Here is a 15983-nt window from a genome sequence, read left to right as displayed (position 1 = left end):
TACCGTAAAAAAGAGAGAATTGATGAAATTTTATTAGTCAATATATGTGAAAGATGTTATAATGACTTCTGTGATAATGATTATCAATTACAATGATAAATTAAAATTTAACATATTTAATTACAGTTTTGTTTTCGATATAGATATAGTAATTTAGAAAGTAGGGGAATTATGAGTCGTTTAAACGGTGAACAAGTAACAATAGGTTATGGAGATACGACGATTATTAATCATTTAGATGTGGAAATTCCAGACGGTAAAGTAACTTCAATCATTGGACCCAATGGGTGTGGTAAGTCTACTTTACTTAAAGCATTGTCTCGTTTGTTATCTGTAAAAGATGGCACGATTAATTTAGATGGAGAGAGTATTCACACACAATCTACCAAAGAAATTGCTAAGAAAATTGCGATTTTACCACAGTCTCCAGAAGTGGCTGATGGTTTAACTGTTGGCGAATTAGTATCTTATGGTCGATTTCCTCATCAAAAAGGATTTGGACGTTTATCAGATGAAGATAAAAAAGAAATTAATTGGGCGCTAGAAGTGACAGGTACGTCAGAATTTAGACACCGTTCAATCAACGATTTAAGTGGTGGTCAAAGACAACGTGTCTGGATTGCTATGGCATTGGCTCAACGTACAGATATTATCTTTTTAGATGAACCAACAACATATTTGGATATATGCCATCAATTAGAAATTTTAGAATTAGTACAAAAATTAAATCAAGAACAAGGTTGTACGATTATTATGGTACTACATGATATCAATCAAGCTATTCGATTCTCAGATCATCTTATTGCTATGAAAGACGGTGACATTGTAGCAAATGGTGAAACAAATGAAGTGTTGACTCAGGACATTTTAGAACGTGTATTTAATATAGATGTTGTTTTAAGTGAGGATCCTAGAACTGGCAAACCTTTATTAGTGACTTATGATTTATGTCAAAAGGCATATTCTTCATAAACAATGTGATTATTTAAAATATATAGAAAAGGTAAAGATATCATGTCAAAACCAAGGCAAAGTGGTTATATGAAGTTTGTGTCTTATTTGATAGGTGGAATAATAGTGCTAGCAATCGCACTATTTTTATCTATTTTATTTGGAGATGCAAAAATAGATATCCCCACTATTATAGATGCAATTTTCAATTATAATTCAAAAAATCAACAACATAATGTGATTAGTGAAATCAGAATTCCTAGAGATTTAGGTGCTATTTTAGTAGGTATGGCATTATCAGTTGCTGGTGCGGTTATTCAAGGTGTAACGAAAAATAGTTTGGCGGATCCAAGTTTAATTGGACTCAATTCTGGTGCGTCATTTGGTTTAGCCATAACCTATGCTTTTTATCCAGAGGCACCTTTTACATTACTTATGGTTGCTGGATTTCTCGGTGCATTATTAGGCGGTTCGATTGTGTTAATGATAGGTCGTTCACGAAAAGATGGTTTTAATCCAATGCGCATTATTTTAGCAGGTGCGGCCGTTAGTGCCATGTTAACGGCATTGAGCCAAGGCGTTGCGCTTATCTTTAGATTAAATCAATCTTTAACATTTTGGAGTGCCGGTGGTGTATCAGGAACAACTTGGTCTCAAATTATTTGGACAGGACCAATCATTATTGTGGTATTATTGATTATTCTCACAATGAGTAGACAATTAACCATATTAAATTTAGGTGAATCTTTAGCCAAAGGGCTAGGACAGAATGTTACCATGATTCGAGTTGTCATATTAGTCTTAGCAATGGTATTAGCTGGTGTAGCCGTATCGATGGTAGGTCAAATTGCATTCGTCGGATTAATGGTGCCACATATTGTTCGATTTATCATAGGAACTGATTATTCTAAAGTGTTACCTCTAACAGCCATTTTAGGTGGAATATTAATGTTAGTAGCTGATATGTTAGCTAGATATTTAGGAGATGCTCCAGTGGGTGCGATTATTTCATTTATTGGCGTTCCTTACTTTTTATACTTAGTTAAAAAAGGAGGACGCTCAATATGATAGATCATAAATTACGACGTAAACAAATTATTACATTTGTGATATTTGCAGTGCTTGTCTTCTTAGCATGTACATGGAGTATTGCTTCTGGTGAATACAACATCCCTGTAAGTCGATTTTTTCAAATATTGACTGGTCAAGGTGATTATACAGACACATTAATTTTAGTCGATTTTAGGCTACCACGTATGCTAATCACTATTCTTGCTGGTGCAGCATTAAGTATGAGTGGTGCAATTGTACAAAGTGTTACTAAAAACCCAATTGCTGAACCGGGTATTTTAGGTATTAATGCTGGTGGTGGTTTCGCAATAGCATTATTTATCACAATTGGTCATATTAAACCAGATAATTTTGTTTATGTTTTACCAATCATTAGTGTCATAGGTGGTGTAGCGACAGCTTTAATTATTTTTATGTTTAGTGTCAATCAAAGACATGGCGTTACACCTTCTAGTATGGTTTTAATAGGTGTAGGTATGCAGACTGCTTTATATGGTGGTTCAATAACACTAATGTCTAAATTCGACAAAGATCAATCAGAATTTATAGCAACATGGTTTGCAGGCAATATCTGGGGAGATGAATGGATATTTGTGATTGCATTTTTACCATGGATTATAATTATACTGCCATATCTATTTTATAAATCTAATGAATTGAACATCATCAATACGCATGAGCATGTAGCTAAAGGTTTAGGTGTTAAGGTCGGTAAAGAACGCATGGTATTATTCTTTGTAGCAGTAGTGCTATCGTCAGTAGCAGTTGCTGTAGCAGGTTCAATTTCCTTTATAGGATTGATGGGGCCACATATTGCTAAACGTATTGTGGGTCCACGCCATCAGTTGTTTTTACCAATAGCAGTGCTTGTTGGTGCCTTCTTATTAGTGTTCTCAGATACCTTAGGCAAGGTTATTTTAGAACCTGCAGGCGTACCAGCAGGTATTATCGTTGCTATAATTGGTGCACCTTACTTCCTATATCTCATGTATAAAACCAAAAATGTATAAAATATGTAATTAAAGTGGCATGTGCGTTACATGTCACTTTAATTTTACATGCAATTGTTAGCGCTTTCTTAAGTTGATGCATTATAATGAAAGTGGATAAATAAGGAGGGCTAACTATGAAAAAACTAATTAAAGATAAACAACAATTTTTAAACGATATGCTCGAAGGTATAAAAATTGCTCATCCGGAATTAGAAGTTATCAATGACACTGTCGTTGTAAAAAAAGATAAAAAAACAACTGGTGTAGCTTTAGTATCAGGTGGTGGGAGTGGTCATGAACCAGCTCATGCAGGCTATGTTGCTCAGGGTATGTTAGATGCCGCAGTTTGTGGTGAAGTATTTACCTCACCAACTCCTGATAAAAATTTAGAGGCCATTAAAGCTGTAGACAATGGTGAGGGCGTACTACTCATCGTTAAAAATTATGCTGGAGACGTCATGAATTTTGAAATGGCACAAGAAATGGCAGAAATGGAAGGTATCGATGTAGCTATGGTAGTAGTGAAAGATGATATTGCCGTTTCTGATGTTGAACAAAGACGTGGTGTTGCCGGAACAGTTTTCGTTCATAAGTTTGCCGGTTTTTTAGCAGATAAAGGTCTATCTTTAACAGAAATTCAATCTAAAGTAGAAGAGATATTACCAACAATTAAAAGTATTGGTATGGCATTAACACCACCTATGGTACCAACAACTGGAAAGTATGGTTTTGATATAGATGAAAATGATATTGAAATTGGTATTGGTATTCATGGTGAAAAAGGATTACAGCGCCAACATATGGAACCTATAGATCAGATAGTGACACGATTAGGTGACACATTATTACAAGAAGTTAATAGTAAAGAAATACTCGTGATGGTAAATGGTATGGGTGGTACACCTTTATCAGAGCTAACAATTGCCACGTCTTATATCAAACAATATTTTGATGCCCACGATATCACTGTCAAACATTGGTATGTAGGTGATTATATGACGTCATTAGACATGCAAGGATTTTCGATTACAGTGGTACCGTATTCAGAAATACTTCTAACAGCATTACTAGCACCAACGACGAGTAGATATTTTAATATTTAATGAATAAATATACATGAGAAGGAGAATCATAATGGATATCCTAAAGATGAAACAACAATTATTGAATTTAGAAACTACATTTAGAGAGCAAGAAGATTCATTAACTGAACTTGATAGAGCAATCGGTGATGGCGATCATGGGGTTAATATGTTAAGAGGTTTTGAGAGTTTAAAAGATAAAATAGATGATAGTACCATGCAAAATGTGTTTAAATCGACAGGTATGTGTCTGATGTCAAATATTGGAGGTGCGTCAGGACCATTATATGGTTTTAGCTTTGTGAAAATGGCTGAAGTTGTTAAAGATGATATTGATCATAATAATTTAGTAGCGCTACTAGAAACATTTGCAGAGGCAATTGCCAAACGTGGTAAGGTAGAACTTAATGAAAAAACCATGTATGATGTTGTTGCACGTGCTTATGAAGCGGTCAAAAAAGGTGAACAAGTTGATTTAAATCGTCTACAAAGCTTTGCAGAAGAAACTATAGATATGGTAGCAACGAAAGGTCGTGCATCATACTTTAAAGAAGCGTCTAAAGGTTATATGGATCCAGGCGCACAAAGTATGGTTTATGTATTACATGCACTGATAGGAGATGACGCTTAATGACAACACTTGTAATTATCAGTCATAGTGAACAAATAGCAAATGGTACGAAAGCATTATTACAGCAAATGGCACCGGAGGTTAATGTCGTTGCTAACGGTGGTGTTAATGGCGATATTGGAACATCGTTTGAGACAGTTCAACAGTTAATCAATGGTTTAGAAGACGATGCCATGTGTTTTTATGATATCGGTTCATCCGAAATGAATATTGATATGGCTATTGATATGTATGATGGGAATTATAAAATCGTTAAAGTGGATGCGCCTATTGTAGAAGGTAGTTTTACAGCCGCAGTTAAATTATCAATAGGTGGCAATTTGTCGGACGCTTTAGAAGAAGTTAAACAAACAACTTTTAATAATAAATGATTAATTAAGCTTAAATTGATTTTTTGAAATGAAAGTTAAGGATATCTGTGATATGATTAATATTAAATGTACGATAAAATCTGGCTAATAGGAGGACATTGCCATGCAACATCTTATAAAGAAACATGTATTGAATGGCGAGTTTGATTTAGTAAGACAATTGATGTCCGAAACAGATTTTATGGAATTTGAAGAAGCATATATTTCAAGTGCTCATGAAGTAGAAAGTATGATGTTTTATACTTGTATTTTAGACATGATGAAAGTGGAAGAGACAGCAGAATTGCATGATTTGGCATTCTTATTACTTGTTTATCCACTAAGTGACTATGAAGGTGCTTTACATTCTGCGTATTATCATGCAGATTCATCCATAAAACTTACTGACGGAAATGAAGTTAAAAGCTTATTACAAATGCTATTACTACATGCAATTCCAGAGCCTGTTATCTCTGATAAGAAGGCCTTTGATATTGCAAAACGTATTCTTAAATTAGATCCTAATAACAACGTGGCTCGAAATGTATTGAAAGATACAGCGAAACGTATGGATAATGTAGTTGTTGATATTAATGAACTCAATCAACAGCGTAATGCACGTTAAAATTAGGAATATTATTTTTAAATAAAGGTCATTGAAATGAGTCTTATCGTTTCAATGACTTTTTATTGTGAAATTATAAATGATTTTGTATTAAAATGAATATTTTTTCAATAAATAAATTATTATAGAATTGTAAGAAAAGTATGAATTTTATATTCTGTAGATTAGTGAAAACAGTTGATATATAAGTCTAAATCACGGATTTAGGCTTTTTTGATATGCTTTGAGTTGGGTTGAAATTAAATAACAGTACGTTATAATTCAAAATATGCGAAACGAAGGAGGTAAACTTTTCATGGGGCTCAATAAAGAAGCTATAAAAATTGGTTTCGCCTATGTTGGCATCGTTGTCGGTGCAGGTTTTTCAACCGGGCAAGAAGTGATGCAATTCTTTACACCTTATGGTTTATGGTCATACATAGGTGTACTCTTATCAGGTTTGATTTTAGGCTTTATAGGTAGACAAGTAGCAAAAATAGGAACAGCTTTTGAAGCAACTAATCACGAATCTACATTACAATATGTCTTCGGTGATAAATTTAGTAAGGTTTTCGATTACATTCTTGTATTCTTTTTATTTGGTATCGCCGTTACGATGATTGCGGGTGCTGGATCAGCATTTCAAGAAAGCTTTAATGTACCCATTTGGTTAGGTGCTCTAATTATGACTGTAGTTATTTATGGCACATTACTATTAGACTTTAATAAAATTGTAAGAGCTTTAGGTATTGTGACACCATTCTTAATCGTAATGGTTGTATTAATTGCCGTGTACTATTTGTTTAATGGATCTATACCATTGAATAAAGTTAATGATACCGTAGATAAGCCAAGCATCATTTTAGGTATTCTTAAAGGTATTCAATATGGCGGTCTGGCATTTGCAGTAGGTTTTAGTACAGTCGTGGCAATTGGTGGGGATGCATCTAAGCGAAAAGTTTCAGGTGCAGGTGCGTTATTTGGTGGTATTGTTTATACTATTCTATTAGCGCTAATTAACTTTGCATTACAGGCAGAATACCCACAAATTAAAGATGCGGCTATTCCTACACTTAATTTAGCAAATGAAATCAATCCATGGATTGGATTAGTTTTAACAATTATTATGTTGGCAGTAATGTATAATACTATACTAGGGTTATGTTACTCATTTGCAGCACGATTTACTGAACCATATAGTAAAAAGTATCATATTTTCATCATTATTATGATGATTGCGGCCTACATTTTAAGTTTCGTAGGATTTGCTGATTTAATTAACTATTTATATAATATTATGGGTGTAGTCGGTTTATTTATAGTTGTTGCCGTACTAATCAAATATTATAAACGTAAGAGTGATGACAAAAAACATATTGCATAATAATATGTAAATTGATGTACTTTACAATTAAATGCGATTGATTTAATCTTAAAAGCAATTCATCTTTTTAAATAGAAGATGAATTGCTTTTTTAATGTAATTAATATGCCAATTAACGATATAAGTGAGCATTGATGAGAGGATTATCCGTCATGAAAGCAAAACATAAATGGTTGTTAATAACAGTCGCTGTTATTTTAATAGTAGGTACTAGCACTGGTCTACTATTGAAAAAACATTATGATCATGAAAATCGACAACAACAAAATAAAGAAAAAGTCCAAATAAACAATAAAAATGTGAAAGTCTTACAGAATATTTCTTATGGTCAAGGTATACCTAATAGTAAATTGGATATTATTATGCCATCTGATATGAATAAAGATAGTAAGTTACCAGTCATCTTTTGGATGCATGGTGGTGGTTTTATTGCTGGCGATAAGCAGTATAAAAATCCATTACTATCTAAAATAGCTGAGCAGGGTTACATTGTGGTAAACGTCAACTATGCGTTAGCGCCACAATACAAGTATCCAACACCTATTGAACAAATGAATAAAGCAGTTAAATTTATTAAGACGAATGAACATGATTTGCCTATTGATTTTGATCAAGTCATTATAGGTGGTGATTCTGCTGGCGCACAATTAACCAGTCAATATGTTGCTATGCAAACCAATCAATCATTACGTGATGAAATGAAATTTGAACCCGAATTTAAACCTTCTCAAATTAAAGCAGCGATATTCTTTGGTGGTTTCTATGACATGAAAACAGTTAAAGCTACAGAGTTTCCTAGGATTCAATTATTTATGAGAAGTTATACAGGTACAACAAATTGGGAGAGTAATTTTAAAAACTTATCTCAAATGTCTACGATCAATCAAGTAACTAAAGATTATCCACCTACATTTTTATCAGTGGGTGATGCGGATCCATTTTATAGTCAGAATATAGATTTTTATAAAAAATTAAAAGAAAAAGATGTGCCAGCTGAAACATTATTTTATGATGGTTCACATCACTTACACCATCAATATCAATTTCATTTAAATAAACCAGAATCCAAAGAAAATATTAAACGGGTACTCTTATTCTTAAGTAGAAACACATCTTCTTCAGGTGTTGAACGTAATAATCAATCTAATAACAATGAAAACAATAATATGAATCAAGATGTACAATTAGATCCATTTAGTGAATAAATAAAGCAAAACACCGTAAATCGACCACTATAGTCGCATTACGGTGTTTTTTATACATGATATATCTTTATCAACTTATTTCATCTAATTATATGATAAAATTCAATATGTAATTACCATAAAAAATTAATTTAAAATTTTAGCCATCACGTATTCATTAAAATATTTGTTGTTAATATACAACTTATCTTTTAATTCACCTTCAATTTGGAATCCAGCGCTCTTAAATAAGTTGACAGCACCATCATTTTCGGGTACCACTGTTGCTTCAATACGACGGATATTATGATTGAGGGCCCAGGCTTCTATTGCATTAATCAAAGTTTGTCCAACACCATCTTTTTGGTATAGCTTTTTAACACCAAGGTAAACAATCGCTTCATGGCGTGTACGTTCATATGTTTCAGTACCTACAAAACCATATCCTACTAGTTGATCATTACTTTCGACAACGAAAATAGCTTTAGAAGAAGAGGTAATATAATCTTCTAGGCGTTTAATCACTTCGTTCGTGCTAGGGGCATATTCACCAGGATTGTAAAATGTGAATTCTGATTCATCATAAATTTTAGTAAGTAAGTCTATAAAATTGTCTACGTCTTTTATACTAATTTCACGAATAGCGTGAGGCATGAAAACACTCCTATATTCATTTAAGTTTCTGCTACTTCTATATTATAATATAAATAAGTTAAGTTTGCTTTGAATCGTGTAATTGCACACGATGGAGTGTTCATTATACACAAGGGAGTTTAAAATATGAAACCAAAAGTACTTTTAGCAGGCGGTACAGGCTATATTGGAAAACATTTAAGTTCTGTTATTGAAAATGATGCTGATTTATATGTATTGTCCAAGTATCCTAAACCAGAACATGTTAATGCAACTGAAATGACATGGTTACAAAGTGATATCTTTAATTATCAAGATGTAGTTGAAGCGATGAAAGAGATAGATATAGCTATTTTTTATTTAGATCCAACAAAAAATTCAGCGAAATTAACACAAGCGACAGCGCGAGATCTTAATTTAATTGCTGCTGACAACTTTGGTAGAGCAGCGGCAGTGAATCATGTTAAAAAGTTAGTATATATTCCGGGGAGTCGAAATGATAATCAAACGATGGAACGTTTAGGAGCTTATGGTGTGCCTGTAGAGCGTACGAAATTGGAAATTAAACGTCCACATATCAATGTAGAATTGCAAGTGTCTAAGTACGATGATGTTAGAACTGCTATGAAAATGGTTTTGCCTAAAAAATGGACACTTAACCAAGTTGTAGAATACTTTTTTAGTTGGTTAGATAAAACCAAAGGAACGATTGTTAAGACGTATCATCGTGATGACCATTATTATATATATTTAAAAAGTAAAAGCAAACCATTGGCTATTTTTAAGAAAGTGTTAACAGAGGAAAACCTCATTACCTTATATTTAGTTGGAGGTAAGTTAGTAAAATCCAATGCGAAAAAGCAAGGTAAATTAGAGTTTCGACTGTTAAAAAATAACGCAATCGTTATAGTTCATCTATATGATTACATTCCTAAAATGTTTTGGCCTGTATATTATTTTGTTCAAGCACCACTACAAGGCATCATGATGCGTGGTTTTGAAGTGGATTGTCGTATAAAACATTTTCAAGGACGTATTCAATCTGGAGAAAAAATTAAATATACAAAATAATAAGGTGATATGAATGCAAATATTGTTAGTAGAAGATGATAATACATTGTTCCAAGAACTAAAAAAAGAATTAGAACAATGGGATTTTAATGTAGTTGGTATAGATGATTTTGGAAATGTTATGGATACATTTGAAACATTTAATCCAGAAATTGTTATTTTAGACGTGCAATTGCCCAAGTATGATGGCTTTTATTGGTGTAGAAAAATGAGACAAGTGTCTAATGTACCTATTTTATTCTTATCATCACGGGATAATCCAATGGATCAAGTCATGAGCATGGAGTTAGGTGCGGATGATTATATTCAAAAACCATTTTATACCAATGTTTTAATAGCTAAACTTCAGGCGGTTTATCGCAGAGTATACGAATTTGGTGTTGAAGAGAAACGTACATTGAACTGGCAAGATGCTGTAGTAGATTTATCAAAAGATAGTATTCAAAAAGGTGATCAAGCTATCTTTTTATCTAAAACAGAAATGATCATTTTAGAAATGTTAGTCAATAAAAGAAATCAAATTGTCTCACGTGATACGTTAATCACCGCATTATGGGACGATGAAGCTTTTGTAAGTGATAACACATTGACTGTCAATGTAAATCGCTTGAGAAAGAAACTATCTGAAATAGGTATGGACAGTGCGATAGAAACTAAAGTTGGCAAAGGGTACATGGCGCATGAATAATTTAAAATGGTTTTGGTTATTCGTTAAATCGCGCTTAAATTGGATATTATGGATTGTATTTATCAATCTAGTTATGATTGGGATTTCTTATATTGATTATGATATTGCAGCAGATAGCGTATGGTATATCGTTGTTTTAAATTTAGGCATGAGTGTATTATTCATTATTTTTACATTTTTCAAAGAATCTAGGTTGTCTAAGCACTTTTATAAAAATAAAGAAATTGAAGAAATTAAACATAAAGATTTAGCTGAGACACCATTTCAACAACAAATTGTAGACTATTTATATCGAAATATCACTTCTCAAAAAGATAAGGTATTAGCACAACAAGTACAAATTAAAAACCATGAACAAAGTATTACAGAATTTGTTCACGATATTAAAACACCAGTAACAGCAATGAAGTTATTAATTGATCAAGAGCAAGATTCTAAACGTAAACAAGCTTTATTATATGAATGGTCGCGTATCAATGAAATGTTAGATAAACAATTATATTTAACAAGATTAGAAACTCAAAATAAAGATATGTATTTTGACTATGTGTCTTTAAAACGAATGGTTATAGATGAAATTCAGTTGACGCGTCATATTAGTCAGGCTAAAGGTATTGGATTTGAATTGAACTTTACGGATGATTTTAAAGTTTACACAGATTTAAAATGGTGCCGTATGATGATTAGACAAATATTATCTAATTCATTGAAATATAGTGAAGATAATATGATTGAAATGAACGGTAAATGCAAAGATCAGCATATCGTATTAGAAATAAAAGACTATGGACGTGGTATTAGTAAGAAAGACATGCCAAGGATTTTTGAAAGAGGTTATACGTCAACAGCTAATAGAAATGAAACGACGTCTTCTGGCATGGGACTGTATTTGGTTGATAGTGTTAAATCACAATTAGGAATTGAAATTAAAGTAGAATCAAGCGTAGGAAAAGGAACTACTTTTAGCCTCATATTCCCACAACAAAATGAAGTGATTGAACGCATGTCTGAAGTGACAACATTGTCATTTTAAACATGCGTTTTGTTACAAAGAATTAGCGCATTTGTTATATCCAACCGTTATAATAATATTGAATAGTTATGTGTTTCATTATATCTACAAATGATGTGACATCAACGATAAACAGTTGATAATCATAGGAGTGTTAAAGTGGCAATATTAGAAGTAAAACAATTAACAAAAATATATGGGAATCAATATTCACCGCAAGAAGTGTTACACGATATTAATTTATCAGTTGAAAAAGGTGAATTTATCTCGATTATGGGGCCATCTGGTTCAGGAAAAACAACCTTATTGAATGTACTGAGTTCTATAGATTATGCAACGCAAGGATCGATTATATTAAATGGTCAACCATTAGATAAATTATCAAACAAAGCGTTATCCAATATTCGTAAAAAAGACATTGGGTTTATTTTCCAAGATTATAATGTCTTGCATACCTTAACTGTAAAAGAAAATATTATGCTACCATTATCGGTAAAGAGAATAGATAAACAAGAAATGAAACAGCGCTATAATAGCATTGTTGAGGCATTAAATATTAGTGACATCAGTGATAAGTATCCATCTGAATTGTCAGGAGGACAAATCCAAAGAACGTCTGCCGCTCGCGCCTTTATTACTAACCCATCAATTATATTTGCAGATGAACCAACAGGCGCATTAGACTCTAAAAGTACACAAGACTTACTAAAACGACTGTGCAAAATGAATGAGAAATTTGATACTACAATTATAATGGTTACACATGATCCAGTAGCTGCCAGTTATTCAAATCGAGTAGTTATGTTAAAAGATGGAAGAATATTTACTGAAATTTTCCAAGGTGAAGACGATAAACAAACCTTTTATAATGAAATTATTAGAACACAAAGTGTACTTGGTGGCGTGAATTATGACCTTTAAAGAAATTATTTTTAAAAACTTTCAACAAAAGTTTTCGCATTATGCCATATATTTATTTTCATTAGTGATTAGTGTAGTACTGTATTTTAGTTTTATTACTTTAAAATATGCACATCATTTACATGGCAACCAGAATTATCCAATCATTAAAGAAGGCTCTCAAATAGGTAGTTATTTTCTATTTATCATTATTATTGTATTTATTTTGTACGCGAATTTATTATTTTTAAAGCGGCGCGGTCGTGAATTTGCCTTGTTGCAAACAATCGGTCTTTCAAGATTCAATATTTTACAAATGATTATGATTGAACAATTATTTATTTTTATAGCGACTTCTATTTTAGGAATTATCATCGGTATTTTTGGATCTAAGATACTATTAATGATTGTTCTAAGATTACTCGGTATTAACATTACTGTTTCAATCATTTTTAGTGTGTCTGCTATTTTACAAGCAATTTTATTAATTGTTGTGGCATATATTTTAACTATAGGTCAAAGCTATTTTTATATTAGAAGACGTTCTATTATAGAATTAGCCTCTAATATGACTAAGAGAGAAATCAACCATAATCGTTTTACAATTGGTGAATTAATTTTAGGTGTATTAGGCGTTCTTATGATTCTGACAGGCTACTATTTATCGACTACACTTGTCCAACATTTTAATAGTATATTTCAACCATTTGTCATTTTAATATGTACTGTGATTGGGGCATATTTCTTTTTTAGAAGCACTGTTTCGTTAATCTTTAAAGCAATTAAGAAAGTGAGACAAGATACAGTAAGCGTCAACGATGTGATGTTTATAGCACCAATTATGTATCGTATAAAGAAAAATGCATTTTCTTTAACTGTAATGACAATTATTTCTGCTATTACTGTATCAGTATTGTGTTTCGCAGCGATTAGTCGTGGGACGTTAACCAATGAAGTTCTATTGAATTCGCCACATGATGTGACGTTAAAAGATAAAGAAAAGGCAAATGAATTAGCATACGAATTAAACAATAAAAATATTGAGCATTTTTACAACTATAAAGAAGTTGTTTATAGCAAACTGTTTAAAGATAAATTGTTTGAAAAGGGCATTGCTAAACCATATGAAGTTTCTGTAACGAGTGACAAGTATATCCCTAATGTTGAAGTGTCGAAGGGTTACACAGATATTATTGTACCTGAAGGTAAAGTGAGTGATGTCATGAAGTATAAGAAACACGGGGTAACACAATTAGGTACACATCAACATGACATCAAGGTTAAATTAAATAAAGAAATAAACCAAGTTTACTTTATGAGCGATGTTGATTTATGGGGACCTACTTTAGTATTAAATGACAAAGATTACCAATACTTGAGAAATCATACTAAGGCTAAAAACATTGTGTCTCAATATGGATTTGATATTAAGCATAAAAAGGATATGCCAGAATTGCAAAGCGCGGTAAAAAATGTAGATAAAAATATTGAAACAAGAAGTGAAGCGGCAAGTGAAATTTCTAGTTTAACGGGTGTATTATTATTTGTTACATCATTTTTAGGGATTACATTTTTAATTGCGGCAGGCTGTATCATTTATATTAAGCAAATCGATGAAACAGAAGATGAAATAGAAAATTATTCTATATTGCGTAAATTAGGATTTACACATCGAGATATGGCCAAAGGTTTGAAATTAAAGGTTCTATTTAATTTTGCATTACCATTAATGATTGCTTTATTACATGCTTATTTTGCTTCATTAGCATTTATGTCATTATTAGGTGCGACCAATCAAATTCCTATATTTATTGTTATGGCAGTATACACAGCCATCTATGCTGTGTTTGCTCTAACAGCGTATAACCACTCTAAAAGAACAATTAGACATTCAATATAATATCAATAAAAAAGGATTTCATTGTAATCATAAAATGTACAATGAAATCCTTTAAGTTTATGATTTGAATGATTATTGCGGGATTTGCTCACTTACAATAGTTTGTTGTTTCAAATCAATATATGAACAAGTACCAGCATTGATATCTATATACCATTTATAGATACCAGCTTGAGCCATTTCTTCACAAAATGTAGGAAATTCAGTCTGTCCTGCTTGATGACGTTTAAGTATGTCTTTTACTTCATCTGTATTTGAAGTATCCGCGATAGGATGTGATACTTTAACACCTTCAGCGGTAATCGTTTGATCGTTAGTATTTGTATAAACAGATGTACCATGTTGAATATTTACTTCATTACTGATCATTCCCATGTCTTTAAATGCTTTAAACAGTTTTGGAAAATCAGGACCAGTATATTTTTCATGTGCATCTTGGATCGATTTTAATGTAAATTCCATAGTTATCTCCTTTAATATAGTAATGCTAGTATAAGGTGGAACAGGCAAGATAGCAAAATTTATGTTTTGTACTTACTACATGGGAAATTGATTGAAAGACATCATTTAAAACGTTAAATTATAAAGTGAATTGGTCATTATACTCCTTTTGTGCATAATAGGAAAGGTTATGTAAATTTTTAATTGCGTATTTGTTAAGAATTTGTAAATTGAATTGTAGTTATGTAAATTTTGTGATATTTTCAAGTAGGAACAAATCGCAATTTATATGAATGCAATCATCATTACTTATAACTATGATTTACATAATATTTACAAAATGAAAAAGTGAATCTCCTTTTTTCTGAAAATTGTAAATGTGTTCCTTATAATAGGTTTTATGGAGTAAAAATTTATGAATGTGATTGGCAACAATCGCTCAAATGGAGGATTTTGAATGTTTAGTAAGAAAAAAGATAAGTTCATGGTTCAGTTAGAAGAAATGGTTTTCAATCTTGATCGTGCAGCAATTGAGTTCGGTAAAATGGATTTCAATACACACTTAGATTTAAAAGCATATTCTGATAATATCAAAACTTATGAATCTCATGGTGACGAATTAATGCATCAAGTGATTACTGATTTAAATCAGACTTTTATCACACCAATTGAACGTGAAGATATCTTATCTTTATGTAATGCAATTGATGATGTATTAGATGCTATGGAAGAAACGTCAGCAATGTTTGAAATGTATTCTATCGAATATACAGACGAATATATGGCTGAATTTGTTGAAAATATTCAAAAGGCAGTTGCAGAAATGAAACTAGCTGTAGGTTTATTAGTAGATAAAAAATTATCTCACATGCGTATTCATTCAATTAATATTAAAGAGTTTGAAACGAACTGTGACGGTATTTTAAGACAATCTATGAAACATATCTTCAACAGTGAAACAGATCCAATCACATTAATTAAAATAAAAGATATTTATCAAAGCATGGAAGAAATTGCAGATAAATGCCAAACAGTCGCAAATAATTTTGAAACTATAATCATGAAAAATAGCTAAAGGGAGTCCTCACT

17 protein-coding genes are annotated in these 15983 nt (G+C 31.9%); 15 read left to right on the top strand and 2 right to left on the bottom strand.

From position 1 onward, the window contains the following. The first annotated feature begins 171 nt into the window (after positions 1-171). The 9 genes from LPC11_RS10555 to LPC11_RS10515 all read left to right on the top strand — a co-directional run bounded on the left by LPC11_RS10555 (position 172) and on the right by LPC11_RS10515 (position 8270). A complete protein-coding gene (locus LPC11_RS10555; protein ID WP_023374733.1) occupies positions 172-972 on the top strand; it encodes an ABC transporter ATP-binding protein in 801 nt (266 codons plus the stop codon). Between the two features lie 69 nt (positions 973-1041). Further along, positions 1042-2019, top strand: coding sequence for a FecCD family ABC transporter permease (locus tag LPC11_RS10550; RefSeq protein ID WP_374101322.1), 978 nt, complete (start codon positions 1042-1044; stop codon positions 2017-2019). After that, positions 2016-3032 (top strand): FecCD family ABC transporter permease, encoded by a 1017-nt coding sequence (locus LPC11_RS10545; protein ID WP_023374735.1) that lies wholly within the window; start codon positions 2016-2018, stop codon positions 3030-3032. Before LPC11_RS10550 ends, LPC11_RS10545 begins: the two co-directional genes overlap by 4 nt. A gap of 116 nt (positions 3033-3148) precedes the next feature. Further along, complete coding sequence (dhaK, locus tag LPC11_RS10540; RefSeq protein WP_231307263.1) at positions 3149-4117, top strand: dihydroxyacetone kinase subunit DhaK; 969 nt, start codon at positions 3149-3151, stop codon at positions 4115-4117. Positions 4118-4148: 31 nt separating this feature from the next. Next, a complete protein-coding gene (dhaL, locus tag LPC11_RS10535) occupies positions 4149-4727 on the top strand; it encodes a dihydroxyacetone kinase subunit DhaL (RefSeq protein ID WP_023374737.1) in 579 nt (192 codons plus the stop codon). After that, entirely contained in the window at positions 4727-5098 is a 372-nt protein-coding gene (gene dhaM, locus LPC11_RS10530; RefSeq protein ID WP_023374738.1) for a dihydroxyacetone kinase phosphoryl donor subunit DhaM, read from the top strand. The genes dhaL and dhaM overlap by 1 nt, the downstream gene beginning before the upstream one ends. Positions 5099-5201: 103 nt before the next feature. After that, positions 5202-5702 carry a hypothetical protein gene (locus LPC11_RS10525; protein ID WP_023374739.1) on the top strand — a complete coding sequence of 167 codons (501 nt, stop codon included), beginning with the start codon at positions 5202-5204 and terminating at the stop codon, positions 5700-5702. Positions 5703-5997: 295 nt separating this feature from the next. Next, positions 5998-7065: a YkvI family membrane protein gene (locus tag LPC11_RS10520; protein WP_023374740.1), complete on the top strand. Its 1068-nt coding sequence runs from the start codon at positions 5998-6000 to the stop codon at positions 7063-7065. Between the two features lie 152 nt (positions 7066-7217). Next, positions 7218-8270, top strand: a complete 1053-nt coding sequence (locus LPC11_RS10515; protein ID WP_023374741.1) for an alpha/beta hydrolase — start codon at positions 7218-7220, stop codon at positions 8268-8270. Between the two features lie 126 nt (positions 8271-8396). Here LPC11_RS10515 and LPC11_RS10510 read toward each other — a convergent pair whose 3' ends face one another. Continuing rightward, the gene (locus LPC11_RS10510) at positions 8397-8903 is read right to left on the bottom strand and encodes a GNAT family N-acetyltransferase (RefSeq protein WP_023374742.1); all 507 of its coding nucleotides are present in this window, start codon (positions 8901-8903) and stop codon (positions 8397-8399) included. A gap of 126 nt (positions 8904-9029) precedes the next feature. Here LPC11_RS10510 and LPC11_RS10505 point away from each other — a divergent pair, with 126 nt between their 5' ends. The 5 genes from LPC11_RS10505 to LPC11_RS10485 all read left to right on the top strand — a co-directional run bounded on the left by LPC11_RS10505 (position 9030) and on the right by LPC11_RS10485 (position 14453). Further along, positions 9030-9953 (top strand): NAD-dependent epimerase/dehydratase family protein, encoded by a 924-nt coding sequence (locus LPC11_RS10505; protein ID WP_023374743.1) that lies wholly within the window; start codon positions 9030-9032, stop codon positions 9951-9953. A 13-nt stretch (positions 9954-9966) separates the two neighbouring features. Further along, positions 9967-10641 carry a response regulator transcription factor GraR/ApsR gene (gene graR / locus LPC11_RS10500; RefSeq protein WP_023374744.1) on the top strand — a complete coding sequence of 225 codons (675 nt, stop codon included), beginning with the start codon at positions 9967-9969 and terminating at the stop codon, positions 10639-10641. Continuing rightward, positions 10634-11674 (top strand): sensor histidine kinase, encoded by a 1041-nt coding sequence (locus tag LPC11_RS10495; RefSeq protein ID WP_023374745.1) that lies wholly within the window; start codon positions 10634-10636, stop codon positions 11672-11674. Before graR ends, LPC11_RS10495 begins: the two co-directional genes overlap by 8 nt. 138 nt (positions 11675-11812) lie before the next feature. Next, on the top strand, positions 11813-12574 hold the full coding sequence (locus LPC11_RS10490) for an ABC transporter ATP-binding protein (RefSeq protein WP_107566528.1): 762 nt from the start codon (positions 11813-11815) through the stop codon (positions 12572-12574). Further along, a complete protein-coding gene (locus tag LPC11_RS10485) occupies positions 12564-14453 on the top strand; it encodes an FtsX-like permease family protein (RefSeq protein ID WP_231307262.1) in 1890 nt (629 codons plus the stop codon). Before LPC11_RS10490 ends, LPC11_RS10485 begins: the two co-directional genes overlap by 11 nt. Positions 14454-14525: 72 nt before the next feature. Here the strand turns inward: LPC11_RS10485 and LPC11_RS10480 are convergent, their stop codons facing one another. Beyond that, the gene (locus LPC11_RS10480; protein WP_023374748.1) at positions 14526-14915 is read right to left on the bottom strand and encodes a DUF1398 domain-containing protein; all 390 of its coding nucleotides are present in this window, start codon (positions 14913-14915) and stop codon (positions 14526-14528) included. Positions 14916-15351: 436 nt separating this feature from the next. Here LPC11_RS10480 and LPC11_RS10475 point away from each other — a divergent pair, with 436 nt between their 5' ends. After that, positions 15352-15969: a DUF47 domain-containing protein gene (locus LPC11_RS10475; protein ID WP_002433514.1), complete on the top strand. Its 618-nt coding sequence runs from the start codon at positions 15352-15354 to the stop codon at positions 15967-15969. The last annotated feature ends 14 nt before the right edge of the window (positions 15970-15983 follow it).

Source organism: Staphylococcus sp. HL28, assembly GCF_021117155.1.
Lineage (GTDB): Bacteria > Bacillota > Bacilli > Staphylococcales > Staphylococcaceae > Staphylococcus > Staphylococcus warneri.
This window is presented reverse-complemented; position numbering and strand designations above follow the sequence as displayed.

What these genes read in the sequence shown, in the direction of transcription:
- LPC11_RS10555 (WP_023374733.1), top strand. Translation starts at nt 172, where the DNA reads ATGAGTCGTTTAAACGGTGAACAAGTAACAATAGGTTATGGAGATACG.
- LPC11_RS10550 (WP_374101322.1), top strand. Translation starts at nt 1,042, where the DNA reads ATGAAGTTTGTGTCTTATTTGATAGGTGGAATAATAGTGCTAGCAATC.
- LPC11_RS10545 (WP_023374735.1), top strand. Translation starts at nt 2,016, where the DNA reads ATGATAGATCATAAATTACGACGTAAACAAATTATTACATTTGTGATA.
- dhaK (WP_231307263.1), top strand. Translation starts at nt 3,149, where the DNA reads ATGAAAAAACTAATTAAAGATAAACAACAATTTTTAAACGATATGCTC.
- dhaL (WP_023374737.1), top strand. Translation starts at nt 4,149, where the DNA reads ATGGATATCCTAAAGATGAAACAACAATTATTGAATTTAGAAACTACA.
- dhaM (WP_023374738.1), top strand. Translation starts at nt 4,727, where the DNA reads ATGACAACACTTGTAATTATCAGTCATAGTGAACAAATAGCAAATGGT.
- LPC11_RS10525 (WP_023374739.1), top strand. Translation starts at nt 5,202, where the DNA reads ATGCAACATCTTATAAAGAAACATGTATTGAATGGCGAGTTTGATTTA.
- LPC11_RS10520 (WP_023374740.1), top strand. Translation starts at nt 5,998, where the DNA reads ATGGGGCTCAATAAAGAAGCTATAAAAATTGGTTTCGCCTATGTTGGC.
- LPC11_RS10515 (WP_023374741.1), top strand. Translation starts at nt 7,218, where the DNA reads ATGAAAGCAAAACATAAATGGTTGTTAATAACAGTCGCTGTTATTTTA.
- LPC11_RS10510 (WP_023374742.1), bottom strand. Translation starts at nt 8,903, where the DNA reads ATGCCTCACGCTATTCGTGAAATTAGTATAAAAGACGTAGACAATTTT.
- LPC11_RS10505 (WP_023374743.1), top strand. Translation starts at nt 9,030, where the DNA reads ATGAAACCAAAAGTACTTTTAGCAGGCGGTACAGGCTATATTGGAAAA.
- graR (WP_023374744.1), top strand. Translation starts at nt 9,967, where the DNA reads ATGCAAATATTGTTAGTAGAAGATGATAATACATTGTTCCAAGAACTA.
- LPC11_RS10495 (WP_023374745.1), top strand. Translation starts at nt 10,634, where the DNA reads ATGAATAATTTAAAATGGTTTTGGTTATTCGTTAAATCGCGCTTAAAT.
- LPC11_RS10485 (WP_231307262.1), top strand. Translation starts at nt 12,564, where the DNA reads ATGACCTTTAAAGAAATTATTTTTAAAAACTTTCAACAAAAGTTTTCG.
- LPC11_RS10480 (WP_023374748.1), bottom strand. Translation starts at nt 14,915, where the DNA reads ATGGAATTTACATTAAAATCGATCCAAGATGCACATGAAAAATATACT.
- LPC11_RS10475 (WP_002433514.1), top strand. Translation starts at nt 15,352, where the DNA reads ATGTTTAGTAAGAAAAAAGATAAGTTCATGGTTCAGTTAGAAGAAATG.